General features: G+C 61.9%; 30 protein-coding genes, 1 tRNA gene, 1 pseudogene and 1 riboswitch. Of the genes and pseudogenes, 6 read left to right on the top strand and 26 right to left on the bottom strand.

The genetic code is table 11. From position 1 onward, the window contains the following. Nucleotides 1–87: 87 nt before the first annotated feature. Entirely contained in the window at nucleotides 88–348 is a 261-nt protein-coding gene (gene rpsT / locus Uis1B_RS06050) for a 30S ribosomal protein S20 (protein WP_101616513.1), read from the top strand. A 134-nt stretch (nucleotides 349–482) separates the two neighbouring features. Here the strand turns inward: rpsT and Uis1B_RS06045 are convergent, their stop codons facing one another. From Uis1B_RS06045 to Uis1B_RS06035, 3 genes are all read right to left on the bottom strand, one after another. Next, on the bottom strand, nucleotides 483–1,430 hold the full coding sequence (locus Uis1B_RS06045) for a nucleoside hydrolase (protein ID WP_101616703.1): 948 nt from the start codon (nucleotides 1,428–1,430) through the stop codon (nucleotides 483–485). A gap of 2 nt (nucleotides 1,431–1,432) precedes the next feature. Further along, nucleotides 1,433–2,212, bottom strand: a complete 780-nt coding sequence (locus Uis1B_RS06040; RefSeq protein ID WP_101616511.1) for a trimeric intracellular cation channel family protein — start codon at nucleotides 2,210–2,212, stop codon at nucleotides 1,433–1,435. A gap of 95 nt (nucleotides 2,213–2,307) precedes the next feature. Then, nucleotides 2,308–3,183, bottom strand: coding sequence for a CPBP family intramembrane glutamic endopeptidase (locus tag Uis1B_RS06035; protein WP_101616508.1), 876 nt, complete (start codon nucleotides 3,181–3,183; stop codon nucleotides 2,308–2,310). A gap of 173 nt (nucleotides 3,184–3,356) precedes the next feature. Between Uis1B_RS06035 and Uis1B_RS06030 the strand changes: the two genes are divergently transcribed. After that, nucleotides 3,357–4,094 carry a helix-turn-helix transcriptional regulator gene (locus Uis1B_RS06030; protein ID WP_165782756.1) on the top strand — a complete coding sequence of 246 codons (738 nt, stop codon included), beginning with the start codon at nucleotides 3,357–3,359 and terminating at the stop codon, nucleotides 4,092–4,094. Nucleotides 4,095–4,109: 15 nt separating this feature from the next. Here the strand turns inward: Uis1B_RS06030 and Uis1B_RS06025 are convergent, their stop codons facing one another. The 6 genes from Uis1B_RS06025 to Uis1B_RS11875 form a co-directional block, all read right to left on the bottom strand. Beyond that, a complete protein-coding gene (locus tag Uis1B_RS06025) occupies nucleotides 4,110–5,510 on the bottom strand; it encodes a sensor histidine kinase (protein ID WP_165782755.1) in 1,401 nt (466 codons plus the stop codon). A gap of 10 nt (nucleotides 5,511–5,520) precedes the next feature. Next, nucleotides 5,521–6,120, bottom strand: a complete 600-nt coding sequence (locus tag Uis1B_RS06020) for a DUF805 domain-containing protein (protein ID WP_101616502.1) — start codon at nucleotides 6,118–6,120, stop codon at nucleotides 5,521–5,523. A 160-nt stretch (nucleotides 6,121–6,280) separates the two neighbouring features. Then, nucleotides 6,281–7,066, bottom strand: a complete 786-nt coding sequence (locus Uis1B_RS06015; RefSeq protein ID WP_101616500.1) for a class I SAM-dependent methyltransferase — start codon at nucleotides 7,064–7,066, stop codon at nucleotides 6,281–6,283. A gap of 309 nt (nucleotides 7,067–7,375) precedes the next feature. Then, nucleotides 7,376–7,690: a DMT family transporter gene (locus Uis1B_RS06010; protein WP_101616701.1), complete on the bottom strand. Its 315-nt coding sequence runs from the start codon at nucleotides 7,688–7,690 to the stop codon at nucleotides 7,376–7,378. A gap of 20 nt (nucleotides 7,691–7,710) precedes the next feature. Continuing rightward, a riboswitch (guanidine-III (ykkC-III) riboswitch) is annotated at nucleotides 7,711–7,771 on the bottom strand. 47 nt (nucleotides 7,772–7,818) lie between these two features. Continuing rightward, nucleotides 7,819–8,163 carry a DMT family transporter gene (locus tag Uis1B_RS06005; RefSeq protein WP_243390279.1) on the bottom strand — a complete coding sequence of 115 codons (345 nt, stop codon included), beginning with the start codon at nucleotides 8,161–8,163 and terminating at the stop codon, nucleotides 7,819–7,821. A gap of 45 nt (nucleotides 8,164–8,208) precedes the next feature. Beyond that, entirely contained in the window at nucleotides 8,209–11,619 is a 3,411-nt protein-coding gene (locus tag Uis1B_RS11875; protein ID WP_165782754.1) for a hypothetical protein, read from the bottom strand. 184 nt (nucleotides 11,620–11,803) lie between these two features. Between Uis1B_RS11875 and Uis1B_RS06000 the strand changes: the two genes are divergently transcribed. Beyond that, entirely contained in the window at nucleotides 11,804–13,606 is a 1,803-nt protein-coding gene (locus Uis1B_RS06000) for an InlB B-repeat-containing protein (RefSeq protein WP_165782753.1), read from the top strand. Between the two features lie 137 nt (nucleotides 13,607–13,743). Continuing rightward, nucleotides 13,744–14,016, top strand: a complete 273-nt coding sequence (locus Uis1B_RS05995; protein ID WP_101616497.1) for a hypothetical protein — start codon at nucleotides 13,744–13,746, stop codon at nucleotides 14,014–14,016. 48 nt (nucleotides 14,017–14,064) lie between these two features. Here Uis1B_RS05995 and Uis1B_RS05990 read toward each other — a convergent pair whose 3' ends face one another. From Uis1B_RS05990 to Uis1B_RS05925, 14 genes are all read right to left on the bottom strand, one after another. After that, on the bottom strand, nucleotides 14,065–14,370 hold the full coding sequence (locus Uis1B_RS05990; protein WP_133124857.1) for a hypothetical protein: 306 nt from the start codon (nucleotides 14,368–14,370) through the stop codon (nucleotides 14,065–14,067). Next, nucleotides 14,324–14,884, bottom strand: a complete 561-nt coding sequence (locus Uis1B_RS05985; RefSeq protein WP_101616493.1) for a hypothetical protein — start codon at nucleotides 14,882–14,884, stop codon at nucleotides 14,324–14,326. Before Uis1B_RS05985 ends, Uis1B_RS05990 begins: the two co-directional genes overlap by 47 nt. Nucleotides 14,885–15,322: 438 nt before the next feature. After that, the gene (locus tag Uis1B_RS05980) at nucleotides 15,323–15,784 is read right to left on the bottom strand and encodes a hypothetical protein (protein WP_243390278.1); all 462 of its coding nucleotides are present in this window, start codon (nucleotides 15,782–15,784) and stop codon (nucleotides 15,323–15,325) included. Nucleotides 15,785–16,049: 265 nt separating this feature from the next. Beyond that, on the bottom strand, nucleotides 16,050–16,394 hold the full coding sequence (locus tag Uis1B_RS05975; RefSeq protein WP_101616491.1) for a hypothetical protein: 345 nt from the start codon (nucleotides 16,392–16,394) through the stop codon (nucleotides 16,050–16,052). Further along, nucleotides 16,391–16,771 carry a Gp19/Gp15/Gp42 family protein gene (locus tag Uis1B_RS05970; RefSeq protein WP_101616699.1) on the bottom strand — a complete coding sequence of 127 codons (381 nt, stop codon included), beginning with the start codon at nucleotides 16,769–16,771 and terminating at the stop codon, nucleotides 16,391–16,393. Before Uis1B_RS05970 ends, Uis1B_RS05975 begins: the two co-directional genes overlap by 4 nt. Beyond that, entirely contained in the window at nucleotides 16,708–17,655 is a 948-nt protein-coding gene (locus tag Uis1B_RS05965) for a phage major capsid protein (protein WP_101616489.1), read from the bottom strand. The genes Uis1B_RS05970 and Uis1B_RS05965 overlap by 64 nt, the downstream gene beginning before the upstream one ends. 28 nt (nucleotides 17,656–17,683) lie before the next feature. Continuing rightward, nucleotides 17,684–18,160, bottom strand: a complete 477-nt coding sequence (locus Uis1B_RS05960; RefSeq protein ID WP_101616487.1) for a helicase — start codon at nucleotides 18,158–18,160, stop codon at nucleotides 17,684–17,686. A gap of 85 nt (nucleotides 18,161–18,245) precedes the next feature. Next, complete coding sequence (locus tag Uis1B_RS05955; protein WP_101616485.1) at nucleotides 18,246–18,806, bottom strand: hypothetical protein; 561 nt, start codon at nucleotides 18,804–18,806, stop codon at nucleotides 18,246–18,248. Between the two features lie 33 nt (nucleotides 18,807–18,839). After that, entirely contained in the window at nucleotides 18,840–19,082 is a 243-nt protein-coding gene (locus tag Uis1B_RS05950) for a hypothetical protein (protein ID WP_101616483.1), read from the bottom strand. Beyond that, nucleotides 19,079–19,297, bottom strand: a complete 219-nt coding sequence (locus tag Uis1B_RS05945; protein WP_101616481.1) for a hypothetical protein — start codon at nucleotides 19,295–19,297, stop codon at nucleotides 19,079–19,081. Before Uis1B_RS05945 ends, Uis1B_RS05950 begins: the two co-directional genes overlap by 4 nt. 102 nt (nucleotides 19,298–19,399) lie before the next feature. Continuing rightward, a complete protein-coding gene (locus Uis1B_RS05940) occupies nucleotides 19,400–20,749 on the bottom strand; it encodes a VG15 protein (RefSeq protein WP_101616479.1) in 1,350 nt (449 codons plus the stop codon). Then, nucleotides 20,676–22,142: a terminase gene (locus Uis1B_RS11870; RefSeq protein WP_133124854.1), complete on the bottom strand. Its 1,467-nt coding sequence runs from the start codon at nucleotides 22,140–22,142 to the stop codon at nucleotides 20,676–20,678. Before Uis1B_RS11870 ends, Uis1B_RS05940 begins: the two co-directional genes overlap by 74 nt. Nucleotides 22,143–22,155: 13 nt before the next feature. Then, the gene (locus tag Uis1B_RS05930; protein WP_101616475.1) at nucleotides 22,156–22,371 is read right to left on the bottom strand and encodes a hypothetical protein; all 216 of its coding nucleotides are present in this window, start codon (nucleotides 22,369–22,371) and stop codon (nucleotides 22,156–22,158) included. Between the two features lie 382 nt (nucleotides 22,372–22,753). Beyond that, nucleotides 22,754–23,086 carry an HNH endonuclease gene (locus tag Uis1B_RS05925; protein ID WP_101616473.1) on the bottom strand — a complete coding sequence of 111 codons (333 nt, stop codon included), beginning with the start codon at nucleotides 23,084–23,086 and terminating at the stop codon, nucleotides 22,754–22,756. A 534-nt stretch (nucleotides 23,087–23,620) separates the two neighbouring features. Here Uis1B_RS05925 and Uis1B_RS05920 point away from each other — a divergent pair. Both Uis1B_RS05920 and Uis1B_RS12365 read left to right on the top strand, forming a co-directional pair. Next, entirely contained in the window at nucleotides 23,621–23,887 is a 267-nt protein-coding gene (locus Uis1B_RS05920; RefSeq protein WP_165782752.1) for a hypothetical protein, read from the top strand. A 9-nt stretch (nucleotides 23,888–23,896) separates the two neighbouring features. Continuing rightward, nucleotides 23,897–24,523 carry a hypothetical protein gene (locus Uis1B_RS12365; protein ID WP_243390277.1) on the top strand — a complete coding sequence of 209 codons (627 nt, stop codon included), beginning with the start codon at nucleotides 23,897–23,899 and terminating at the stop codon, nucleotides 24,521–24,523. A 265-nt stretch (nucleotides 24,524–24,788) separates the two neighbouring features. On the opposite strand, the gene Uis1B_RS05910 is transcribed toward Uis1B_RS12365, so the two are convergent. The 3 genes and pseudogenes from Uis1B_RS05910 to Uis1B_RS05900 all read right to left on the bottom strand — a co-directional run. Beyond that, a tRNA-Pro gene (locus Uis1B_RS05910) sits at nucleotides 24,789–24,865 on the bottom strand. Nucleotides 24,866–25,245: 380 nt separating this feature from the next. Continuing rightward, nucleotides 25,246–25,393, bottom strand: a pseudogene (locus Uis1B_RS12540) (hypothetical protein); the annotation flags it as partial. Nucleotides 25,394–26,355: 962 nt separating this feature from the next. Continuing rightward, nucleotides 26,356–26,677, bottom strand: a 322-nt coding sequence (locus Uis1B_RS05900) for an IS30 family transposase (RefSeq protein WP_133124852.1), incomplete at its 5' end; no start/stop codon positions are given.

Below are 26,677 nucleotides of genomic sequence, written 5' to 3'. Positions count from 1 at the left end.
TCCGCGAAATCGCGTGTATCAACGCGAATTCATGGTATTATTTCCGCTTGTATGTCCGTTTAGCACACATGTCGTTTGGAGTATATAGTGGCAAACATTAAGTCGCAGAAGAAGCGCGTTCTGACCAACGAGAAGGCCCACCTTCGCAACGTCGCCTACAAGAGCGAGCTGAAGACCGCCATCCGCAAGGTCCGCGAGGCCATCGAGGCCGGTGACAAGGCCGCCGCCGAAGCCGCCTACAAGGTCGCCGCCCAGAAGCTGGACAAGGCCGCCGGTCGTGGTGTCATCCACAAGAACCAGGCCGCCAACCGCAAGTCCGGTCTGGCCGTCGCCATCAACGCCCTGTGATTTTCCGATTTTCCCGGTAGGTTTCCGTCAGCAGACGGTTCCTCCCGAAAATCCGTCGAAGACCCCGGCCGATCCTTCACCGATCGGCCGGGGTCTTCGCTGTTCTCCTGGCGATGCGCCATCCGAAATGCTCGTCAGACCGCGTGCAGCGTTTCGAAGATATACCGTTTATAGCGGTCCGGGTGAAGCCGGCTGCACACGTAGGCGTTCGGTCGTTCCTCGCAGAACCGGTTCGCGTCGACCAGCATGGACCCGTAGCTTGGCCCGTCGCTCACGTCGATCTGACAGTAGTACCGGTCGCATTCGGCGATGCATTCGGGGTTCAGCGCGGCGGCCATTGCGGCGGGATCCGCCATGTCCAGATACTCATCGCCGAACCGGTCGACGTTCATCCTCATCAGTTCCCGATTGCAGTCGATGGCGAATCTGCCGAGCGGACCGCTTTCGCGCAACATCCGGATGTCGTTCGGGTCCAGCATGGACTCCCCCAGACACGCGTCCCATCCAACGAACGTCATATGCTCGATTCCCGATTCCAATACGATCTTCGCCGCTTCGGCGTCCTGCCAGACATTGAACTCGGCCACCGGGGTCACGTTGCCTCGGCCGAGGCCGGCACTGCCCATGATCGTGAGACGTCCGATCCTGAGCATGGCCTTCGGATCGAGACGAATCGCCACGGCGAGATTCGTCAGCGGTCCGAGCGCCACCATGTCGATCTCCCCCGGCCCGTGGGTTCGCAGGGCCTCCAGCATCTTCATCACGGCGTTTCCGGGAGCAGCTCCAAGCCGTTGCGGACGGAGCCCGATATCGCCCATACCGTCCTCCCCGTGCGTCTCGTGCGCGTAGACGAGGGGCTTGAGCAGCATGGATTCGCATCCGCGGTACACCGGAGGCTCGTAGGTGCCGGCATGCTCGATGGTGGTGAGCGTGTTCGCCACCGCCTGATCGACATGCACGTTGCCGGAGACGGTGGTGAACATCAGGATCTCGTAGCGTGGGTCGTTCAGCGCCATGGCGATGGCCATCGCGTCGTCGGAACCGCAGTCGGTATCGACGATCAGCTTTCTGATTCCACTCATGATCATTGCTCCCTCTCTTCCTTGTCTTCCTCGTCGTCACGGTCCGCATCGCCGTCGGAATCGTCATCGCCGTCGGGATGAATGACCGGGCGCTTCAGATACCGGTTTCGCGTCGGCAGATGCGTGTGCCGTCGCTCCACCGCGCCGGGAAGGGTGATGTTGAACTTCACGGACAGCATGCGCAGCACGAACACGACGATCACCACGATGATGTCGAGCGTCATCTCCCCGTTGAGCCCCAGATTCCACCGGTCGGTGGCGCGGGCGGCGAACACGGTGAGCAGGCAGCCGACGAACGACGGCACGGCATACAGATGCTTGTCACGAAGGATGGACGGCACCTCGTTGAGGAGGATGTCTCGTATGGTGCCACCGGCGAGAGCCGTGAACATGCCGAGGAACACGGCCGTCATGCCGGAGGAATGGTAGGCCAGCGCCTTGGCGGTGCCGTTGACGGCGAACAGGCCGAGCGCCAGAGCATCCGTGGTGATCATCGACCATTTGAGATGATCGATCTCCGGGTGAACGACGGCGACGATGATGCCGGAGATCAGGGCGGCGAGCACGAATCCCTTGTCGGTGATGCCCACAGGGGATACTCCCAGCAGCAGATCTCGGGTGATGCCGCCGCCGAGGGCGGTGACCCATGCGAGCACGAGGATGGAGAACAGATCGTATCGCTTGTGGATCGCGGCGAGGCCGCCGGAGAGCCCGCAGATGAACGTGGCCAGGTATTCGATGCCGATGAACAGGGCGTTGCTCTCCAGTGCCACCTGATGCATGTTCCCTCCCCGTGGTCTTGCGGTCGAACCGCTAAGAGACTAACACCTCGAGGAGTCGGAGGGCGATTCAACAGGCCCATCGGCAGGCTGTTGCGTCAGATTCCCTCCCGGGCTTGTTCCTTCAGCAGCATTTCGCGACGCGTGCGCAGCACGACGTCGCAGGGTGCATCGCCTTGGAAGTAGTCGTCTTCGCGCAGCATGGCGCGCCGGTCTCGCAGAACATCAACAATATTGTATACGATATGCGCGCATACGATAGCCAGTAGATTGCCGGTGATCGCGAACGTCGAACCCAGGATGAGGCCGATGATAATCACATATGCGGCGTTCCAGAAATCACGGCACTGTTCATGCGCATACCAGAATGCAAGTGCGGTCACGACGACCGCTGCGCCCTGCCCAGGCCAGCCGTCACGCGATTCCGATCCGACGATCCACGACAGCATCTGCGTCAGCAGCGACTGCAATCCATATCGAAACAACAGTTCCTCGCTCACGCCCGCCAGTACCATCAGCGGCAACATCACTCCGAAAGGAAGCCGGGGCATTTCGCCACGGATGCCGGAACGCTGCCGCTGCCGGGCTTGCAGATACGACGAGTGCGAGCGGCCGACCGCTTCCCACAGCACGCTCCATAGCACCAGTGCGATCGGTAGGGACGCGACAATCCAGTGAGGAGTCAGGGCGGCGAGCATCTGCGTCATCATCGCATCCGCATGCCACGGCTGGCCGTGGATATTCGCTTGAATCAGCGAGGCGACGCAGGCCAGCAGCAGGCCGGCGACGATGAGCAGGATGTCACAGACGACAAGCTGCTGGGTGATCGCCCGCTGTTCGTCGGGAGGCAGTGGATACCGCTGACGCACATCCGTCGCCATCGTCGTCGCCGCTGATGCCTCACTCGTTGATGCTGTGTTCGTCGGTGCCTTGCCGCCGTCATTTTCGACGGGGTTCATGCCGTTATCGTCCATGCCACCTCATTATGCCGGGTCGCCCCCCCCCAGACGCAATACCGTCAGAGGGAACGCTCCAAGACACATCCCTCCCGTCATTCCCGATGTTCGGCGTTACTCCCATGATCGATCCCTAGCGCGGGAAGATGCCCAAATCCTATGATGGTCCCATGTGCAGGGGAAACGGAAGCATGGAGACGACCGCAACGACAGCGATGACGCTGGTGGCGGCGGTGGACAACGACACGATGGCCTTGCTGGCATTGCAAGGCATACTGCCGCAGCTGCTGCCGGGCGCACGATGGCTGTGGGGAGTTGGATCGGCGTCCGAAGCAGTGGATCGCGCTCTCGACCCGGAGACCCGGCCGCGTCTGCTGCTGGTGGATATGTCGTTGGATGACGGCACCGGCATAGGCGTGGTGCGGCGTATTCGTGAGCGTACCGACCGCGTCGCCATGCTTGCGGTGACGGCGTTCGATGTGAGCACCTATGCGGCGAGGGCGGCTCAGGCCGGTGCCCAGGGCATCGTTTCGAAGGCGAACATGTCCAGTCTGGCGACGGCTTTGCGAACGGTGGCGACCGGCGGCACCTACTGTCCCCAGGAACTCGGTGCACCCGAGGACTCGAGAGATGAGACGGTGGATCCTGTCATGTTCATTGATGCCGCGAGCGCACGGCTGCGTTTGCTTCGAGCGCGCGGGGAGCGAATCGAAAATGGTATGAAGGCCGGGAGTCCGATGAGACGATCCCGTCTCAGTCCGAAGGAATCGGAGACGATGAGGCTGCTTTCTCGGGGTCTGAGCTATGAGCAGATCGCGGCGCGCGGCAATGTGAGTACGGCTACCGTACGCACGTATGCCCATCGGTCGGTGACCAAGCTTGGCGCCAGCTCTCTCGCCCATGCGATTGCCTTGTATTTGGAGGGATGATTGCGTTCATGCCGTTCAGCGCAGTGGCAGTTCGGCGGCTATGGTCCAGGTGCCTTCCTGAGCGCTCGTATTGAGAGTGCCGTCCAATGCCTCGATGGCGCTGCGATGCAGATCAAGTCCCTTGCCGTGACGGGTACCGCGGACGACGTGGGATTCTTCGTCGGTGATGCGATTGATTTCGGTGACTCGAATTACGTCGCGCGTGCCCGTTACGAACAGACTGTAGACGGGGATACCGTTCTCGTTGCCGTCTTCGCTGCCATTCCATGCTGCATGCCGTACGATGTTCGCGTAGATTTCCTCCATCAACGACAGCACGGTATTCGTAACGGCTTGGCTGGGTTGCGTATCATCGGTGATGTCGATGTGGGAGGTGCCGTTCATGCCAAGCATGGTCATTGTCCGGTCCTGCTCCTCGACGAGCTTCTCCACTCGAGCCGACAACGGAATGGCGGTATCGTCGGTGTCGACGGTGGTCTTCTCCGTATCGGTGAGCGTACGTCTGCCGTCGAGTACATCGATGACCTCATGTACGCGGTCAAGTGCATGATGCGAGCGATCATAGATGGTGTCCAGCATTGATGCGGCGTCCGTATTGTCGATGATCCCGTCTCGGGCCGCTGCCGTATGGTCGGTGTTCGTATCCGTTGCGTTACGTTCGGGAAGCGTTTGTCTCAGCCTCCATGAGAGCATCGCCACGACTGACATGTCATTGGCGACTGAATCGTGGATCATGCGTGCGATCCGCTGTTCGCGGGTGACGCGTTCCAGCAGCGCTTCGTTGCGGACGATCGTCCGCCTGGCATCCGTGTTGACGCGGAAGGCGCGGCCGAATGCGACGAGGAATCCGTTCACCAGTATGGACAGCAGCACGCTGAACGTCCATGCGAGTATGGGAGACACGGATCCGCCTCCGATATCGGACGCTCCCGGCTGAGTGCCGGAGTATCCGTCAAGGAATCCATTGACGAAGCTGGTCATCGTGTCGAGTGCGACGCTGCTGGCGTTCCAGACGATCGCGCAGGTGGTCTCCGCCACCGAGTAGATCGTGACCGCGACGACGGCCCACCCTCGAGCGAGTGCGTATCCGCCAGTCAGGAAGATCGCGAACAGGGTGATCAGGTGGGCGGCTTCGACCAGATTCGTCGTCACGAAACCCGATGCCAGACATGCCGCCAATCCGATCGCAATGGTGATGCGCGGATGCCGTGGCAGGAGCGCGATGACCGCCAGCAGTGCCAGTACGGCGATGGCGTCAAGAACCGATTCGGGGTGGAATGCCAGTAGTGAGGTCAGCCATAGTGCTGCAGTGAATAACCGTACTTTGTCGGGGAAGGTCAGCTCATGCCACCATGCGATCGGACGGCCGCCCCAAGATTCGGGACCTGTCGCACGGGATGGAGAGGAGTCGGTCATCCGCATCATTTCACTGCCTGCTCCGGGAATCATCGAACCGGGATCCCTTGGGATTGGCAGGCAGTACGAACAGTACGATCTCGCTGGCCAGGTACGCCACTCCCATCAGAAGCGAGGCGAGCAGTCCGGCCACCATGATCCGGTTTGGGTCGGAGATCGAGGCTGCGCCGATCACCATGAACGCCAGCAGGAATGCCAGCGGCAGCAATATCCACCATCCGTTGAGGTTCTCATCGTGCAGGCGACGTACGCCGATCGTCACAGTCGGCACCAGCAGCACCAATTCCACGATGAACACCACCCATGTGGATAGAGGGCCGTTGCCACTGGCATCATGCCAGATAACCATATCCCCGACTTGCGTCACCAACACGACGGCGGCTTCGATGAGCAGGCACAGCAGCATCGCCCACCAGTATTCGCCACGTGATGCCCGGCCCCGCATCACGAGGGCTTTTTCCCAGAACCGTCGGGAAGCGTCCTTGAACCCGATGCCATACCAGGGTTTTCTCAGCGGCGGCACCGTGCGGACGCCGGCGCCCGAATAGGTGGCGGCGTCGGTTCCGTTCGTGTTCGTCTTGTTCGTAGGCGTTTGCAGGTTCATGCTCATGGTCGCTCCTTACCGGCCGACTTGATCCGGTCGGCTTCGTCGTATGCGGCGGGATTTCCGCCGTACCATCATGAAACCGTATCCGGCGCAGTGTATCCAGTAATGGGGGTTCGTTGTACACATGCATGTACAACGAACCGGAGAAACCAGCCGGAGGGCTTCAGATTCGTCTGAGTTCGGTCATGGCTGCGTAGTGCAGCACGTCGAACCGTTTCGGAGCGATGCGTTCAAGCATTGCCATATGTTCGCTCTCCCATTCGGCCACCTGTTCCGGATCAAGTGATGCTCCGATGCCACGGCATGCTTTCATCCGTCCGTTCCAGCTTTCCCGGGTGAACGGCACTTTCAGCTTGTGCTCCTCATGATAGATCAGTTCGAAACCGGAATGATAACAGTCCGGGATCTCGATCGGATGCATCCTCTCCCCCGCACCGCTCCAATGCGGACTGTATTTGAGTACGAGACGTTCGCTCTCGCCGGCGATCATATCCTCGAACGGTAGCCACTCCATAGCCAGCACGAGGAATCGTCCGCCCGGCTTGAGCAGATCATGCAGCCTGTGGCACACGGCTCCATGGTTGAAGTACCAGAAGCACTGGCATGCCGTAGCCACATCGAACGAACCGTCCGGAAAATCGACATCTTCCGCAGATGATACCCGGTATTCGACGCCACTTATGCCTTCGGACAAACAGCGGGCCTGAGCGATCTGTTGCTTCGAGATATCGGTGCCGACCCATGTGGCGCCGTATCGGATCATGTTGCGTGGCAGCACTCCGGTGCCGGTGCCCAGATCGAGGATATGCTGGCCATCCCGGCACAGACCACGATCGAGGATCATCCGATAGAACTGCGGAGGGTAGATGTCACGGTATTTCGCGTAATCGTCCGAAACTTTCCCCCAGTCGAACGGTGTGCCATCATCTATGCGTTGGTCGGCAATCATCGTGAATCATCCCCTCTTCAGATCACATCCATTTCCGCATACAGAATACGTCGTTCGATCAGAATCCTGCTTCAGTATTCGCACTAGCCAACTATCTTCAGTTTTGGGGTCATATCCGTTTAACCCGAGATATACACGGATCACTGTATTCAATATCGAATCAGTTGCGCAGAAGCAATGACCTGAGGATCGAGATGTGATGATGCATCGAGATAGAGACGTATCCAGTTATGTCCAGACTGGCGCGAATGTTCCCCACTCCACAGGGATTAGGATGACTGCGAAATAAAAATGCCGCTGCCACCTTAGTTAATCGATAAGCTTCAGCCCGATGACACAGGCCACCAATCCGCCGATGAGTAGGACGCGCATCAGAGAGACGGTATCCTCGCCGCTGACCATACCGTATACCGCGGTGATCGCTGCCCCGATACCGACCCATATCGCATACGATGTGCCGATGGGAATGTGCTTCATGGCGAATGCAAGCCCTCCCATACTGGCAGCAAGCCCGATCGCGAACACCATCGTGGGGATGATTCTGGAGAATCCCTCGGAACGGTCAAGCGCGATCGCCCACACGGATTCGCATATGCCGGAAAGAATGAGAACGAGCCAAGACATGGCCATTACGCTCCTCTGATCATGGCAAGTCTTGTCGAACCGGGTACTTGTCCATCGTCCGGGAACCATGTATGGCTCTGGCGTCAGGGTAGCACACGTACAGCCCATCCTGCTCCAGCCCATCCTGCTCAGCGAACGGCCGTATGACTGCCCCACTGCAGCACGATGATGCCGGCGATTATGATCGCCATGCCCAGCCACATGCGCCAGTTCAACGGGTCACGGAAGGCAAAGTGCGCGATGACCGCGGTGGCGATGATGCCCACGCACGACCACACGCCGTAGGTCAGTGCGGTCGGCATGCCACGGTCCAGAACCTTGGCGAGCAGAAAGAAGCAGATGCCGTAACCCAGCACCACCGGAACCACCCAGACAAATCTGCTGAACCCCTCCGAGGCACGCAACGACAGCGTGGCCACCACCTCACAGAAAATGGCCCCGAACAGCATCAGCCACGTCAGCACCATGGTCATCTCCTCCTTGCGATTATGCTCCGATCCGGCTGAATCGGCCACAGCCTAGCATCCCGCGCAGGACAAGCACATCCCCAGGCCACGCCCGGTATTGGATAAGGTGAGCTTGTTGAACGTGGCGTTGCCGTTGGCCGCGAAGTTCCTCGTGTCCACCAGCTTGCCCTTGCCGTCCGCGCCCTCGTGCATGGTGACCTGGAAGTCGGTGATCGGCTTGTCGCTCGACCCCCGGTTCCACGTCTTGGCCGCGCCCAGCGTCACGGACACGGGCTGCGGGGCGGCGCTCCAGGACTCCTTGGCGTCCGTGCGGCCGGCCAGCTGGGCGGTCTTGAGCAGGTAGGGTGCCTTGGCGGGCACGGTGAGGTTCCACCAGTATTTCCCGTCGGGCCAGGTGGCGCTGCCGGTGGCCTTGACCGGGCCGACGGCGGGCGAGTAGGTCACGACCCCGCACCTGGCGGTGGAGGCGACCTGGACGGTGTGCTCGGGCCTGCCGTCCCCGTTGGTGTCGACGTTGAGGGTGCTGACGGCGGGGAACGAGGTGCCGTCGGGCACGTTCTCGCAGGTCGTCCAGATCAGGTCGGACACCGTGCCGGTCCCGCCGGCCCTGGCGAACGTGTTCTGCGCCCGTGTGGCGACGGTCACCTTCGGCGCGACCACGGTCCACGACTCCGCGGAATCGGAGAAACCGTCAAGATGCTGAGGTTTTTCGACGTAATGCTGTGCAGGAGCGCTGAGGTTGAACCAATACTTGCCGGCCTGCCATGACGTCATCCCGAGGTCCTTCGGCACGTAGGACGGGCTCCAACTCGCCCCGCACGTCATGGTCACGGCCTTGGCCTTCGTGTGCTCCGGCTTGGCGTCGCCGTTCGATGAATGGTTCAGGGTCAGCGTGCCGGTGAACTTCGTGCCCGCGGGGATGTCCGTGCACTGCGCGTACAGGCGGTCGCGCACGCTCTGCGCTCCTCCCGAGAGTGCGGGCGGCGCGGTGGGCTTGGCGTCCGTGCCAGACAGGGCCTTCGTGGAGAACTCGGCGGTGCCGGGCTTGGTGGTGAGCCGGAACTGTTCGTTGCCGTCGCCGGACCCGTCGTGCGTGCCATGGATGGTCAGGGCCAGCGTGCTCCAGGTGCCGTCCTGGATGAACACGGTCACGTCGAACCAGTACTTCGCGCCGGCCCGCCATTTCGTCTCGCCCTTCAGGTCCGAGGGCCTGAAGTCCTGCGAGGTGAACGTGCGCGACTGGTAGAGGCCCATCGCCGAAGCCAGGGTCTCGGTCTTCCGGGGCGCCTTGAACGTCTTGTCGGCCTTGCCGTCGCCGTTGGAGTCCATGTTCAGGGTCACGTCCATGCTGACCTTCGCGCCCTTGGCGATGGAGTTGCCCTGCTTGTGGGTGACGGTGATCGCGTCGCGCATGGGCGTGGTGTCGCTCGCCGGGTTGGCGTGCCTGTCGAGGCCCGCCGGCCGGGCGCTGGTCGTCACCTCGATCCGGGGCTTGTCCGGGGTGTCGTACTGTTCGGCCGGGTCCTCCCTGTTGGGGTTCAGGCCGATGTGCTCGTAGCGCTGGCCCTTGCCCTTGACCGGCTTGAGGAACGACTGGTAGCTGTTGGCCTTCTTGTCCGTGGCCTCGCTCTTGTTCGAGGCGCGCACGATGGTGTCCCACCAGATGGTCGCGTTCGCGGGCCACCGCCCGTCCGTGTAGCCCAGATCCTTCGGCGTCAGGGTCGCGGACGGGAAGTCGCGCGAGCCGGACCAGTCGTCGTTGACCATGCGTGTGACGGTCTTCGCCTTCTCGGGTTTCTTGTCGCCGTTGGTATCCACGTTCAGGTGGCTTTCGATGACGAACCAGTCGTCGGAGTAGTGGCGCTTCACCTGGATGGTGACCACGTCGCGCAGGCTGTTGGTCAGGCCGATCGTCCTTTTGGCCGAGGACTGCCATCCCGCGGTCCGGCTGGGCAGGTACTGGGCGTGGGTGAAGATGCTCGGCTCCCACAGGGGCGTGCGGGTCCATCCCACCAGCGCCTGGCCGGCCTCGACGGGCACGGGCCGGTAGAAGATCATGCGGATGCCGGTGTCGGCGCCCACGGAATGGTTCATGGCCATGTCGACCAGCTTCTTGAACTGCCCGTGGTTGAGCACCACGCTCGGGATGCCCCTGGTCTGGTACTGCTTGTCGAACTGGTTGTGGATGTAGCTGAAGGCGTAGTGCATCCACGCGAGCTTCTGCCGCTGGTCCATGTTCCTCAGGATCGAGTCGGAGTAGTACACCACCGAGCGCATCTGGTCGGTGGTCCGTCCGAACCCGGAGTTCGGCCCTCCATAGGCGAACTGGTGGTAGAGGGTGCCCTTGCCGTTCACGTCGGGCGGCGTGTTCGCCCACGCCTGGGTGCACAGGGCCATGGTCCTTGCGCCGTTGCCGGCCTGGTCCGGGGTCAGGTAGAAGATGCCCGTGTACACCTTCGGGTTCGATCCCGGCACCCAGTAGGCGTCGAGGTTCTTCGAACGATACCAGAACGACGGCTGGGCCGCGCGCGTGGCCGTCAGGCCGAACAGGCTCATCACCCGGGAAAGCAGCCCCGTGTCCGCGTCGGCCTGGCCGGGCGAGGGCAGGTCGCCCACCGTCGGCTGCGTGTCACGGCCCTGCACGTCGGCGCCGCCGAGCCCCCAGTCGGCCAGCTGATCGGCCCCGTCGAGCGTGGTCAGGCCCACGGAGGCGACCGGACCGGGGGTGTTCGGCACGGCCAGGTACACGCCCTCGGGCACGTTCACGGTCCGCTCGCCGTCCACCGTGGCCGCGGGCTTCACGCCGCTGGAGGCCAGACCCGCGGCCAGCGCGTCCAACGCCGCGGGGGCCGAGACCGGGTCCAGATCATGCGCGATCGCGTCCACCGGGTCGCTCGAGACGGTGACTCCGCCTGCCGAGGCGGCCTTGGAGGCCAGGCTCCTCACCGTGGCGTCCGTGGAGGCGACGTGCAGGTCGTCCCACGAGGTCTTCGCCGCCTGCTCCTTCGTCATGCCGTTCGGATAGTCGCCGATGCGGTACAGGGTCGTGGTCACCCCGTTCAGGCTCGTGTTCACCACCGCGCGCACGGTCAGACTGCCGCCGCGCCCCTTCGACGCGTCCGGCGTGGCCTTCGGAGCGGCCTTCGTCTTCGGCGTGGACTGCGGAACGGCCCTCGGCGCGGACGTCCGATTATCCTCCCCGGCGTCGGCGGCGCCGTTGGCATCGGTGCCGGTCCTCACGTCGGCGTCATGCTCATCGTCGGGCGACGCGGCATCGCCCCCGGTGCCCGTCGACGGCGTGGCCGACGGCTGCGAACCAGCGCCTCCCGTGACGCCCGTCGTGTCGCCGACGTCTCCCGACAGCCCCTGCGCGGCGTCGGCCGCGAACGCGGTCGTCCCACCGGTCAGGAGCGTGGCCGCGGCCAGCAGGGCCGCGATGAATCCCCGTGGTTTGAGCCCCATGGATTCCTCCCTCGTGTCTGTTCGGCGGGAGACGGAACGGTTCCGCCTCCCGATAGCACAGGGGGCTATACGCGCAGAACACGTCGGAGACGCATGGCGGACACGAAAACCCCTCCGCGCCCCCATGCGGGGTAGCGTGGATATGGAGAGGACATGGAAACGACAAGGAAACGAGGTTCGAACGATGATGACCGGAAGACTGAGGAGAGCCGGACTGGCCGTGGCGGCCGTCCTGGCGATGCTCCTGACCATGATAATCACACCCGTGACGGGGGCCAGCGCGGCCGAGGACTGGTCCAAGGGCCTGACCCAGGCGCAGATCCGATCCTCCTACGGATTCGCCAAGTGGGTCAGCGTCACCGGCGAGACCGAGGACATCAGAGCCGACGCCAGAAGGGCAATTTTTCAGTTGAGCATCGGCACCTATGGTTACATTAATCTGGGAGCTGACGACGATGCTACCAGCTTGGATAATACGCGCCGCGCCCTGCAGGAGGACATCAAGTCGAACCAGTTCCGCACCTCCCTGGAAAACGAGCCCTGCCGCACGGACCTGCCCCAGGGCAAGGGACGCCGCTGTAATGATCCGAACAAGCGACTTCAGGCCCTTCCTCTAAATCTTCAGTTCCTTGCACGATCTCAAGATGCAGCCGATGCCGTAGCTGCAACCAATTCCCATCATTTTGCGGGTGTTGCTCAGAACATCTCCTTTAATGCGAATTTTAAGGACTTCTACAATGATTTCGGCGAGAAGGACAACTATGACAAGGACATGACCGACGGCAAACTCGACAGCAAAGCCTCGGACGGTTCCAAGGTCGGCGAGACCGGTCACTATCTCAACTACGTTGATGGGACTTGGAGCAGACGCAAACAGCAGTACGATGTAGCCACGTCCGCGTCCATCGGCATCACCGGTAATGTACTGACTCAGGATTACATGTTCGATTACTATTCCGATAATTCCTCATCGGAAGAAGACCCAGGCAATTGCACCAATCAAGGTATGACCCTTCCGGAGTCCCTTCTGGCCCGGTTCGACCAGTACACGAGCCTGCCCGAGGTCCAGGCGGCCACCGGCCACACCGTGCGCTTCGACAGCGCGGGCGGCAGCCCGGTCGCCGGCCAGAAGATCGCCGACGGCCACAAGGCCACGCGCCCGGCCGACCCCACCCGCTCCGGCTACACGTTCGCCGGCTGGTACCTGGGCGCCACGCGGTACGACTTCAGCCGTCCGGTCACCTCGAACCTGACGCTCACGGCCCGGTGGACCCGCAACGCCCCCCAGACCGTGTACCGCACCGTCCGCTTCGACAGTGCGGGCGGCAGCCCGGTCGCCCCGCAGAAGGTCAGGAACGGCGCCAGGGCCGGCCAGCCCAAGACGCCCACCCGCAGCGGCTACTCGTTCGCGGGCTGGTACCTGGGCTCGACGAAATGGGACTTCAACCGGCCGGTCACCGGCGACCTGACGCTCACGGCGCACTGGACGAAGAACGCGACGCCATCCAAGCCCACGGACAAGCCCGGCCAGGTGAAGCGGGTGCCCGTCTACCGCGTGTACAACCGCAACTCCGGCCTGCACCACTACACCACCAGCAAGGCCGAGAACGACATGCTCGTCCGTTTGGGCTGGCGCGACGAGAACCACGGCAAATCCTCGTTCATCACCGTGTCGAGGGACACGCCGGGCGCCCGTCCCGTGTACCGCGAATACAACAGGCGCTCCGGCAACCACAACTGGACCCTCAACAAGCGCGAGCACGACATGCTCGTCCGTTTGGGCTGGAGGGACGAGGGCATCGCCTGGTACACCTCGCCCACCGGAGCCAACGTGTACCGCCTGTACAACCCGAAGCCCTACCACAAGCCGAAGCATGGTCGCGGCAACGGCGGCGGCGAGCACGTGTACACCACCAGCTACGGCGAATACCTGAGCGTCATCCGAGCCGGCTGGCGCGGCGAGGGCGTCGCCTGGAAGAGCCTGTAGGGGACAAACCCCCTCGACAGCATAACGGCCCGAAGCCGAAGCCTTCCGATCGACCCATCAACAGGTTTCCTCCACACGATCGGAGACCCGGCTCCGGGCCGTTTCCCATATCCGAAAAGACAGAATGAGGAGTCGGCATGGTCGATGAAAGCATCTATGAGCATATGGATGATTTCACTCTCTATGAAGTCTTCCATGAAACCGGTAACGTGCTTGCCGGATCGCTGGTGGCGGCCGAACGGCAGGCCAGACAACGAGGCGATCGAAAAGAGGCCCAACGGTATTTCCGAGAACAGGCGCAGATGTGGCGGGATCGAGAGGAGACGGACAATCGCAATCGCAGTCGTCAAATCGAATTGATTCTGTCATGGAACTCCCGACGAACAGCCGTGGAGGCCACGCTTGAATGATCTGACGGAACAACAATTGACATGAAATCGATGATCCGGTTCCGATCGTCAACGATGATTTTCGCCCTTATCATCCCCGGTGTCAGGATCGATATCTGGACTCCACCTTCTGGACGATCTCCCGATTCTCCCCAGATCGATGGCGTCGTCATGTTGTCTGATGATTGACACGATGTCGATGAGATCCTTGTCTCGTTGCGGGTCGCCTCTGGATAGCGAATGCAGCTTACCGCCCTTGATGAGCGTGCCCTTGGGGAGCAGCTGGGAGACGATCGGCGCGTTCAGCTGGTTGATCTTCTTGCGCAGATTACCGACGCTTTTCGGGCGTTTGCCCAGTATATTCTCGAACATCATCGACTCCGATCAGACCTTTGTTCAGGGCATCCTCCAGTACCCTATACCGTCTGGCGTCGTCCATGCAGACCCAGGAGTCGCGGATCGCCTGGGCCGGCGTCTCGACCATGAGACCGTGGTGCATCACGGCCGTCAACCCCTTCGCGTCATGCCAGAGGATCCCGGCGACGGGATGATGGCGGGTCGTGACGGCGATATGGGTGCCCGGCGTGCACATATCGCCGATCTCCAGATACTCCAACGCGGACGGCCCGCACAGCATGGCCCCCGGCCCGCCGATGGCCAGACATTCCGTCAGCCACATGTAGTCATAGTCGATGTCGACGTCCCTCTCGGGAAACCACCGGTAGAACCCTTCGGCGTCGAAGGACACCTCGTCCGCTCCTTGGTTTTCGGCCCATCGGGCGAGCTCGGACGGATCCACACCCCACCGTTCGGCCTCCCACACGGGAATCACCCCATGCCACTTCCGGGCGATCGCCATGACCGTCGCCTCCACATCCCTGGGTTCCATGACCTCTCCTTCCTTCCGTCCGACTCATGCGTCTCCGATGGTCTCCACGCCGTGCAGAGTCGGGCATATGGCATCACGCAAGACCTTCGCAGACACCCCGTAAGCGCGACCGGTCATGGAACCGATGCCTCTCTTGTTCGCTTCTTATGAAGCACCAGCACTCACAACGTGCGATGGCGTCCTCACGAGGTGCCTCATTTGAAAGTGAGCGCGTAATCCGGAGTGGTGCCTCACTTGGGGTGAGCGCGAAATTCTGGTCCTTGCCGGCTGGCGGGGTTTCGTCGTCTTCCGGTTCGACGCCCGCGATCCGGGCGAGCGTCCTGTTCAAGTATGCCATGTCCGGGCCCGCGCGTCTGGCCGGCCGCGCGGTGCGCGGCGCGGCCATGGTATCGGGCCGGTCCTGGATGTCGTGGATGCGGCGGACGAGCTCGGCGGGGTTCACGGTCGAGCTCGCGCGTTCGATCTCCTGGTGCTCACCAGACCCTTCGGACACGCCTCGTCCCTCGTCCGCTTGAGGTACCGGTCCATCGTGGCCGGGCTCATCGCCGTCAATTCGTCGAACGCGAACCCGTCGTACTCGGCGAGCTCGCCACAGGCCCTCAGCGTCGGCAGCCGCAGGGGAAGCATCTGTTTGAGGTACTTCGCGCACGGCATGTCCATCATCAGCCACATCCGCGCCAGCAGCTCGCGCGACTGATCCGAATACCGTTTCGGCCGCGATGCCTTGCTTTCCTGCGGTTCGCACGGCTTCCTGCCGGCCTCGGCGAGCCGTCGCCGCGCGGTGCTCCTGCCGATCTCCAGCACGGAGCACATCTCGTCGAGGATGCGACCCTTGTCCTTCTTCGAGGCCTTCATGTACTCGTCTCTGAACCTCAGGGTGACCTGCCGCTTCGTCGCCATGCTGATCTTGCCTTCCATACGACAAGCCAAACAGGACCGGTACCGTTCGTGCTCATTCCCGATGAGGCGCCACTATCCATTACGCGCTCAAAAAACGTGAGTCACGTCGTCTGGTCGTTTCAGTCTCCGATCTCCTATAAAATGAGTTCACGAGGTTTTCCCATCTCTCGAACCCGTTATTGGCTCTGGGGTGGGGAGATTTTTCAAGCGGAAGTGACCCGCTGACCTTTTACAGGGGGCCCAACTTCCGCTTTCTCATATCTTTTCAGCCTTCCGTGTAGGTGGCTTCGACGTTCATGTTCCACTTGGTCGGCCGCATGCCGCCGTCGAGCGGTATGGGATGGCCGACCACGTGATACGGGTGCTCCTCGTCGCCGCGCAGGATGATCCGGCAGCCGTCGAGAGGGCCGCCCGCGTAGTCGCGCGGGAAGCGGAACACGGCGTCCACGCGCATCCCGTCGGGACGGTTCGGTTCGTCGGCGTCCGTACTGTCGGGCGAGTCCACGAGCATGTTCTCGATGGCTTCGCGCTGCTCCTCGTAGACGGGGTTGTTGCCCTCGTCAACGCCGGATTGGACGCGGCGGATCACGGTGATGGTCTCGCCTCTCACGGGCCGCCTCCGCTCATGTCGAGGTGGAACGCGCGCGCCCTGCCGCGACCCAGCCGGCCCTTCTCCGCCTTGGTCAGGTAGAGGTCGCCCATGGGATTCGAGTAGGTGAAGGACTCGCTGAAGCTGCCGGCGGTCTGCTGCGCGTTCGTCACGCCCAGCCGTTCGTCTCCCACGCTCATTTTGCGGACGACCATCGCGCGCGCGATCGACGCGAGTGTGCGGTCGGATGCCTGCGACCATCTGGGGCATGTGTCCATGATGATCTGCGTGGCGTCCTCCAGCAGCACGGTCGCGGTCTCGCGTTCCGCCTCGGTCAGCGCATGCCAGCGGCGTTCAAGATCCCGATAGGTAGCGAACGGTGTGAACTCGTCGGCCATGCGCCGCCCTGCTTGGCGATGACGCCGAACGTTCGCAGCGCGGCAAACGTCTTGTTCACCGCCGCCGTGATCGCCGCCGCGTCGGCACCGGTCGCGAGGTCGGCGATGGCTGCGGCCGGTGCGGGCTTGCCGGAGATGTTCGCCCACGTAGGGGCGGCCGGGATGGCCGGCTTGCCGGTCAGGTCGCCGTACGCCCCGCTGAAGCTGGACGTGCCCGCGCCGATGGCGGTACGCGCCGCGGCCCCGGTCGTGCTGGCCTTGATCCCGTCCAAGGTGCCCGTGTTCAGGCTCAATGGGATCTCCGGGAACAGGCGTCCGCCCGTGTTGGACACGCGCAGCTTGCGAAGCTCGTTCGCCAACGTGCGGGACAGGGCGACGCCGGTGATGTTCGCGCGCAGCAGCCTGTCGGTGAGCAGGTCGAGGTTGGCGAGCTGGTCGTCGGTGGCGGTCACCTGCACGCCCGTGGCGGACAGCGCCTCGTAGCCGGCGAGCTTGTCGCCGGACGCGGGGTTGACCGCGTGGTAGATCACGTAGTCCAATGCCTCGCCCAATGCTGCGGCCTGGTCGGCCTGGATCGCGTCGAGGATCTGCAGCTGGTTGTCCTCGTCGGCCCACTGCAATTGCTTGGAGACGCGCGTAGCGCACTGCACCGTGAACCGCTTGCCTTCCTTCGGGGTGATCGGCTGCTCGTAGCCGCTCTTCTTCGCACCCTCGGCCACGACCTCGGCGCGCGCCTTGCCGGTGAACACGTTGTACTTGTCGTCCATGAACCCGAGCCTGTCCGCCGGGCTCAATGTGGCGATCGTGCTGGTGTCGTGCGCCTTGCCCACCACCGCGAGGCTCACGGACGTGGGCAGCGTCACCTGATTGGTCTGCAAAACCATAGATACCTTCCTCTAAAGGGTTGAACGTTTACTTGGTGCCGAACAGCTGCCTAAGCAGTCCGGCGTTCGGATTCGCCTGAGCCTGCGGAGTGCCGGCCGGATCCGTGACCTTCGCCGCCGACGGCTTCGCCTGCGCGGCCAGATACGACTTGATGGCCTGCGCGTGCGCGTTGATCTCCTCGGCCGTCTCGCCGCGCAGCAGATCGACCGGTACTCCGGTCTTCCTGGCGGCCTCGTCACGCCATGCGAGACGCTGCTGTGCGGTCTTCAGGTCGTTGAGCTCCCTCTCAGCCCGTTCCGCGCGCGCCTCCAGCTTCTGCGTCTCCGACAACTGGGATTCCTTCAACGCGGCCAGCTCGTCGGCAGCCGTCTTGTTCGCCTCGGCCTTGCCGCGCCAATTCTTCGCCCGTTCGGCCTCGGCCTCATAGCGCGCCTTCCAGTCGATGTCCTCCGGCGGCGAGCCGGACTGTTCGTCGGTGTTCTGGGCGTTGTCTTCTTCGGCCATACGACCTCCTTCCGCCCGAATCCAGGCATAAGAAAAGCCACCACGGACGGATCCGTGATGGCCATGGATGACGTAAATGAAAGATCTAGAGGAATCTCCAAATCGGCTTCAACAAAAAGTCAAGGACTTTATTCGTGATTCTCACTCTTGTCCAGAAGAGCTTCCTACGGAACCGGTAGAAGCGTGAAGGCTTGTAGTCCCAAATATCCTTCATGTAATAGATGCACCAGATCAGACACTTTCGAAGTTCCCTGTCGGTGAGATCAGGGTTCCCGCCCTCGATATTGAACACGCCTCTGCGAAGAGTATCCGCATAACGCTCCATCAAACTCTCCGTACTTTCCTTCGAGAAGATGGCACGGAATACGCGGAAACCTTCCTCGGTGCCGCCATCGTCGCGAACGGTCATCATGGAAGAACGAAAATGAATATCCAAGCCGACCAATTCCGGTGCGTCGGGCCAGAAGTAATAAGCCTTCGCCCGCTTTCCATCAACGTAGTAATCACAATTGATTTTTGGACGGTTTGTGGATGTGCATGTGGTTATGAAACCGTCAGCACCTGCCAGACCAACTTCCGCTATATCCGATAAAGGCACATGAATGAACCATGACGTCAACAACCTTGCGGTATGGAAATCAATCATTCGAATGGCCTCATTCATCATCGCTGACACTATTCATATCGCGATAATACATGTTGGCAGAATCATCGGGAAGGATGGGAGAACAAGGAAGCCGTTCGGCCTTGCCGGTCTTCTGTTCACATACCAGTCGCAGTCGTCGAGCATGGCGAAGTCGGGATCCACGGGCACGTGGTAGTAGTCGGCGTCCTCGCCGCCCTCGCGGCTGGTGGGGATGCCATGGTTGGCATGCTCGACGATCCGTCGTGCCTGATGATAGCTGGTGACCCTATCGGTCATGCCTGTCCTCCTTGACTTGGTGGCGTGGATTCCGCCCATTTGTCGTATTCATCCTGATGCTTCCGCCATGAGGTGTCGTCGCGGTGGGCCCGTTGGAGCTTCCACTCGCTCCAGCTTCGCACGGTGTCGGGATCGCCGACCCATGGTTTCACGTAGGCGGGCGCGTCGGTGAAGCTCGGCCGGCCGCCTTCGAGAAGGCTGTCGGTGGGTTCCATGTCGTCCACGCGCAGGAACCGCAGCTGGCCTTCCTTGATGTCGTCGGGATAGCAGTCGGGCAGCTTGCCGTTCTTATACCCGTATTTCGTGTAGTCGCCAGGCTAGTAGTCGTACATGCGCACGGACTTCCAGCCGCTGGGCATCTGGATGATCTCGGCGTTCCAGATGTGCGCGCTGCCGTTCTTCCATGGGCCGGCGACGAAGAAACGGCTACCGGGCGGGTATTCGCGCATGGCCCGGATCGTCGCGTTGTTCGACTCTTTCCGGGTGAATTTGCGGTGGTTGCCGTTCTTGTCCACCCACATGTCGGCGATGTTCCAGTAGTAGCCGTCCGAGGAGCTTTTGTGGTTGCCGACCGCCTGCACGTCGTAGCCGCGTAGTCGTAGTTCGGCGGCTTGGACGACGCGCTGGCAGTTGATGCCCCACGGGTTCTTCGAGAAGTCCGGCCGATACCCGTTATCGAGTTTCCTTTTCACCCACATGTCCCACAGGGGGTTCACCTCATCGTGCGTGACCTCTTTGAGTGTGGCGCGGGGCGTCATGGTCTTCAGGTCGCGGATCTTCTCGCCCGGTCCGCCCTTGCGCTTGCCGGGATCAGTGAGTTTGTGGCCTTGGCCCACCTTGTCGGGGTTCATGTGGCGCATGAGGTAGGCGATGGAGTTCACGTTGTTCGGGTCGTACGGCCCATAGAAGCTCTGTTCGCGTTTCGGTTCCCGGTAGGGTGCGATGTTCGCGAGCCCGGCCTTCAGGTCGGCGGGCATGACGCCCGTCTCCAATGCTCGCCGCGCGGTCTCGTAGATCCTGAGGTATTCGTCCGGGTCGTAGTCTTCGATGCGGTTGCTGCCCTTGCCCCATTCGGGGACGATCTCGCACCGGCAGTTGCCGCCGTGGAAGCTCGTGCCGAAGTCGGCCGTGTCCTCGCTGGCGTAGATGTAGCCGCGGCTTGCGAGCATGATGCAGAACGCGCACGGCTGTCGTCCGCTTGGCACGCGCGCGTATCGGGGTTTGTGCGGGTCTCGTCGCGCGTTGCTTCGGATGGTCTGCCGGCCGGGGTTGCGGATCTCCCTGTCCATGAGGTTGTTCAGGTAGCGCAGCAGCTCGTCCGGATTCGCCTTCCGGCCCTTGTCGGGGTCGTTCCACAGGACGCCGGCCTTCCAGCGGATGAGCTTCCTGACGGCCTCGTCCCTGTTCGGGTTCTCGACCTCGGCGGTGAACGAGTCATCAAAGTGCCTGGCGTACACGTGCTCGTACCAGTCGGCCGCGGCGGTGCTGGACATGTCCGAGTACTTGCCGATGATCGCCGGCACGAGGTCGAGCAAAATGTCGCGTTGCTTGGCGGCCGGCAGTCCCGCGATGTCCCACCACAGTTCGCCGAGGTCAAGCCTCGCGAGTCGCACCGCCTCCTGTTGGCTCGTCCTCAGCTGGTTGAGATCCTTGGTCGTCACCGGCATTGGCGCTCCTTAGGATCATGTCCAGCGCGCCCCAGCCCCGGTCGCGCGACTGCTGCGACCGCAGGGAGCGGATCTCGTCGCCGTCCAAGCCGAGACGGCGCAGCCCGACCTCGCTGGTCGCGTAGGATTGGTTGACCTGGCTGATCTTCACGTACGCGTCCGCCCGCGCCCCGTCGCTGATCTCCCGCGTCGGCGCCCACACCGGCCGCACCCGCTTCAGTTCGTCCGGAGGTTCGGTCAGCTCGTCAAGCCCGTACACGTCCTCGCCGTTCGGGTACGTCCATCCGTCGAATACGGTCAGGTCGGCCAAGGAGCGGACGGCCTTGGCGGGCCAGCCGATGCACGCGCTCACGTTCGTCTTGATCCAGTCCGCCGCCCACGCCACGCCGTCGCGATGCGTGTCCCGATACTCCGCCAACTCCACGTGGGCCGAGCCGTCCGCATACCTCATGCACGCGCCGATCGCCAGCGCGCTGCGGTCGGGCGGCATATCCAACCCGAACGACGTCACGCCACCATCCGCACGCTCCGTGACCTCGCCGTTCCTCCAGAGTTCGGGGTCGATGACGCTCAGCGTGTTGGTCTCGTCCCAGATTCCCAAGCCCTCGCGCCGGAAGCTGTCCTCGCCGAGGTTCTTCCTCATGCGCAGGATCGCCGACTCCGACGTACGCGCCGGATAGGAGAGGTTCGCTTTCCTCCATTGGGCGCGATCCCCGGGATCCGCGTCACGGTCGGCGCTGAACTCCACATACAACGTGTCGTCACTGTCACCATGCAACGCGTCACGCCGGCGCCCCGAGAACACCTCGCTCGGATCCGACGGCTTGGGCGGCGTACCCATGTAGATGATGAGCGGATTACGGGCCGCGTTGGTGGCGGGGATCATGTCGTCCAACGCGCGCTCGCCCAATATCTGCGCCTCGTCGAACACCTCGACGTCCACGTTGTCGAAACCACGACCGAACCCGTTCTCACGCGCGCCGAACAGCACGCGAGACCCGTTCGTGAACGCGATCTCCTGCTGACCGTTCGCACGCCTCGGCTCGCCATCCACATACCGGGCTATCGCCGGCTTCCTGACCAGCGAGCACATGAACTTGAACGTCTCGTCACTCGTACGGCTGCGATGTGCCGTCCACAGGACTTTGAGCGGATATTCGCTCAGGATGCACAGCATCACGATCATCGTGCCGATCGTGAACGTCTTGCCCACCTGACGGCAAATGCTGATGACCACGCCGCCGATGCCCGCCGCATACAGGCCGTCCGCCTTCTTGCCCAGCATGCACCGGCCGAGCCCATCCTGCCAGTCGTCGTACTCGATGCCGCACATGCGCGCCTGCGCCTTGACCTTCGGCCAGCCCGTCGAGACGATGTCACGCGGCAAGACCACATGCCGGGCTACGTCAGACAGCCTCCTCGTCGAACTCGGCATCCTCGACCTCCACCGCAACCGACGGGCCCGAAGCGCCGTCCTTGCCCTCCAACCGCTCGATCGCCCGACTCACCTCAAGCAACCGGCGCGACAATGCCGCCAGATCGCGCGGCGGCGTATCCAAATCAAACACCGCCTGCTCAAGACGCTTCAACGTACGGTGCAACAAGGTCAGGTACTCGTCCATGAGATACCTCCGAACGGCATAGAAAAAGCGGGGATGACCCCTTGTCTGATGTTCCAGTCTTGAAAGCTGGTCGCACGGGATCCCCGCAGTATATGAGGCGGAAAACACTCCTCTGGTTGCCGTATGTTATTTCAATACCCCGGAGGACCTTCCGCCCCATACGGTGAACGGCCCAGACACCGGTGACATAACCCCGGTAGGAATCCGCCCAGTTGTTTTCTCACTCCTTGAACCAAAGAAGGCTCGCATAGAGAAAACCAGACCCTCTAAGTGTATACCCATAGCCGTTTGGAAAAAAATCGGGGAGAGAGCGGTGCTATGACACAGGGGTGCGCCCGGAGCCGGCCGGCAGGGTACCCTTCCCACGGTGCCGGGCAGCATCTCACCATGTCGAGGTGCGGAACGGCACCGAAGTCGCTCTGATGTCGCCCTCTCCTCGGACGGCTTGTCGTGCCCATTCGATGCTCTTGTTGCTTCTCAGCTCGTTGCATGCGCGATGCGACAGCTTGCAGTTGGCGAACTCGTACGGACTTCCGCCCTTCGACACCGGCAGCAGCTCGTCCACTTCAGCGCTCCACGGATCCCGTGCGGGCAGTGTCTTGTCAACGGGTTTGCCGCAGATGTGGCACGTGTCGTATGCGGCCAACACACGTCTGCGCACGGCCCGTCTGCGAGCGCCGTTGGCGTACCGTGGGTTGCCTCGCGGCTTGGCCATGGGCCCTCCCGATAGAGGTGGCGTATGAATGAACCTCACAGTGAAAGGAGGAAAGGACGTGGGTGGTTGGCCTTTGTGGGGCCGTAAGTCTGGGGTTGCCTCTCGTGCTTCGAGAATTTGGCAACACTATCATTTTTGCTGCGTTTAGCGTTTTTCACAACCAGCTTAACGTGTGACTAGATATTTCCGGCTCTTGTCGTATCGGGTTGTAGCGGCTGGCGCGAGGTACCCGTTTCAGCGACGGCCCCTTGGTCTGTCTTGGCTCTCTTTGCCTCTGTAACTCCGTAACGGGTGTAACGGGTGTTTCTATGGGGTACGGCGTCGGTGTTGGGTATATGGGTGGCGTTATACGCGTTACGCCGTTACACCTGTGTTGGAAACGTTGTTGTTCCAATGGTTTTGGGTGTAACGGCGTAGGTGGCGGGTGGTGTTGTCGCGCTATGCGGCCTGTTCGAGAGCGACCGGCGATTTCTCCTCCGGCTTGTCGTTCTCGGGCTTGTCTTTTTCGGTGGTTCTGATGTGTGGCTGCCATGCTTGACTGACGGCGTGGGCCACGTTGTCGAGGATCCACTTGTTCTCGACAGCGTGGTCGAGGATCCCGGCCGTGACGCGTGGATCCGCACGCTGCCCAAGTCGGCCGGCCACTGCTTCGACTGCGGCACATGGGCGAACGACCGCGGTTCCATCATCCCGGAACCCGCCAAGCCACGAACCAAAGTGCCGGAACGTTGGACGCGCCTCACACCGCTCCTCGAAGCCCGATACCCGCAATCCGAGAACACCGAACAACAGCACAGTTAGGAGAACCCCATGTTCGCAGCACAACAACCCACCGCCACACCCGGCTTCGGCGGCACGGAGCCGCTGCCGTCGCTCGCGCAGGTCATGTCCGGCGGCACGCCGTCCGCGATCGGCAAGGACGACCCCATCGGCACCTCGGCCTCCGGCATCGTCAGGAACATCGAGGCCCAGCAGCAGCACGACATCGACACCGGAGCCCCGAAGTTCTTCGACAACGGGCAGCCCATGATGCAGATCGTCGTGCACATCGCCACCGACCAGCGCGATCCCATGATCCCCGGCGACGACGGCATGCGCGCCGTGGATCCGCCCCAGACGCGGGTGGCGTTCGGCGTTTGCCCGTTCTGCAGGAATGGTGTCGTCTGGGGGACGCCGCGCTCCCATATGGACGTATGCCGTTCCTGCGGCGCCGAGGTGAACCGTACCTACGTTGCCGACCGGCTCCTCGACCGGCTCGCACGGTCAGAGAAGAAGGGTACTCCCAAGCAGATGAGCGGCGAATGCGCGAAGGCCGGCATACGACTGCCCGCCGCGACCATCCGCACATGGATCCACCGGAAACGCCTCACCCCCGACATGAACGGTCATGTCACCCTACGCGACATCGTGCCGTTGCTGCGCGACCGGGCACGGTGAAAACAAGAAGACGGCCCCGCCCTCCATCACGGGAGAGCGGAGCCACTTATATGTAGAAGTTGTGAAAAGTCGCTTTGGGAGAGCCGGGAAAGCCGCTGGACGACCGCCTGAAAATGGCTTGATTTGAGACGTGTTGCGGGTTCGTCGTGTCTGGTCGTGTCCGAAAATCGTGTCTGAATCGTGTCTGAATCGTGTCTGGAAGGCCCGAAAGAGGGGATTCGGACGATAACGAAAAAGCCCGGAATCGTTGAAATTCCGGGCTTTCTGGTCGGACCGGCGGGATTTGAACCCGCGACCCCTTGACCCCCAGTCAAGTGCGCTACCAAACTGCGCTACGGTCCGATATTGCTTCAAGCAACGAGTAGATAATCTAGCACATCAAGTAATGAATGCAAATCATCGGCGTGGCGCGTTCGTTTGCCGCTTCCATCGACCATACGACCATCATAAGGTTCGAACGTCTTCCTGCACACCCCGGGTTCAATCCGCGTTCCGAGGTCGATCATGGGAGCAGCGCCGAACGTCGGAAAGGAATGCGTTCAAACGCCTCGCGCGTTTGCGATTGTCGTAGAAGCGGCATTCCCAGTACGACAGGATGGTCCATCCTTCCTCGAACAGTCGCCGGCGTTCCTCCTGCATCTCTTCCCACTGCCCGATGTGGTGCTCACGCCAAAGTCGTAACGTCTCGGGAGGAAGTGCCTTCCTTCTGCACTCCGATCGGTCATGCCACAGACATGGGTCGACGAACACCATAATGTGATGCTTCGGCAGCACGATGTCCGGTGGGCCGGGATATCGGGAATCGTATTTGCGGAACCGGTACCCGTGCCGGAACAGGAATGACCTCATCTGCGACAGCAGCGGTTCCATGTAGGAGGACTTCTCCGCCGTGACGATCGCCTGCGGACCTGCAACCTGCTGCGCATAGAACATCTCGATATCCTGATCGTCCGCATAGTAGCGAAACGACGCGGTGACGGACGGATCCACGAATTTCATGATCGTCTGGACGGCCGTCTTCGCCTCCTCCTGCGAACCGGTCGTTCCATACGCATCGAACTCGGGAATCGTGTAGATCCATGCGTCTCCGATCCGCTCGATGAATACGGATACGCCCTTGAGCTTCGCAGCAGTTTGGATGATGGTCGTCTTCGATGCGTTCGGTTCCTTCCGATTTCGCCCCCGGTACGGTTTGGAGGTCAGATGATAGCCGTGACATTCGGGACACCGGTAATACCGCTGCTCGTCCTTCTGCCGAGCCGGTCCGCGGCGTTGCCGACGAGCACCGGCCAGGGCGATCTTCGCGTCGAGTTCGGTCTTGAATCGAACTTTTCCGCAGGCGCGAGATGTCCTGTCGGACTTTTCACGCTCCCAGATATGCTGCCGCATCTGGAAGCGACGGTACTTCTGCTTCGGTGTTCTGATACCCATGGCATCTCCTGTACAAACAAACGAATTAATCAATGATTTTCTCACAATCGGGGCGCAGTTCACATGACCATCACCAAGCCCGGCGACCGGTACACGCCGGAAGAGAAGAGAGACGCGCTCATCGACTGGTCGGGAACCGCCTACGAGCAGATCAACGGGTACCTGTTCGGCAAGGTCAAGGAGACCGCGGACATCCGGTCGTGGATCAACCGCATCGATGAGGACATGAACGACCACGAGACACGACGCGCGTTCACCGTCGACCGTCTCATGCAACTCGACTTCTTCAAGGTCAAGACCACACGAGACCTCGCCGGTATCAAGCGTCGCACGAAGTTCCCGCATGCCGGTACCACCAACATCGGCGGCGGCACAAGAGTAGCCACGAGGATTCCCCGGATTCAATTTGTAAGTGCAACACTCGTCTCTGGGTGGCTTGTCTTTGACATTACCTTGCCGAGCTCGCGGTACCAAACCTCGTTGGGCGTTTCCCAGCCCAGGACCTTCAACGGGGTGTCGTTGATCTCGTCGACGATGGCCTGCAGGTCCGCATCCGACAGGTCGTCGAAGCTGGTCCCCTTGGGCAGGTAGCGCCGGATCCTGCCGTTGCGGTTCTCGTTCGTGCCCCGCTGCCACGAGGAGTACGGGTCCGCATAGTAGGTGAGCATGCCCAGCGCCTCGTCCACGAGCAGGTGGCAGGAGGACTCCGTGCCGTTGTCCCAC

The sequence above is a fragment of the Bifidobacterium margollesii genome (assembly GCF_002860355.1).
GTDB lineage: Bacteria > Actinomycetota > Actinomycetes > Actinomycetales > Bifidobacteriaceae > Galliscardovia > Galliscardovia margollesii.
This window is presented reverse-complemented; position numbering and strand designations above follow the sequence as displayed.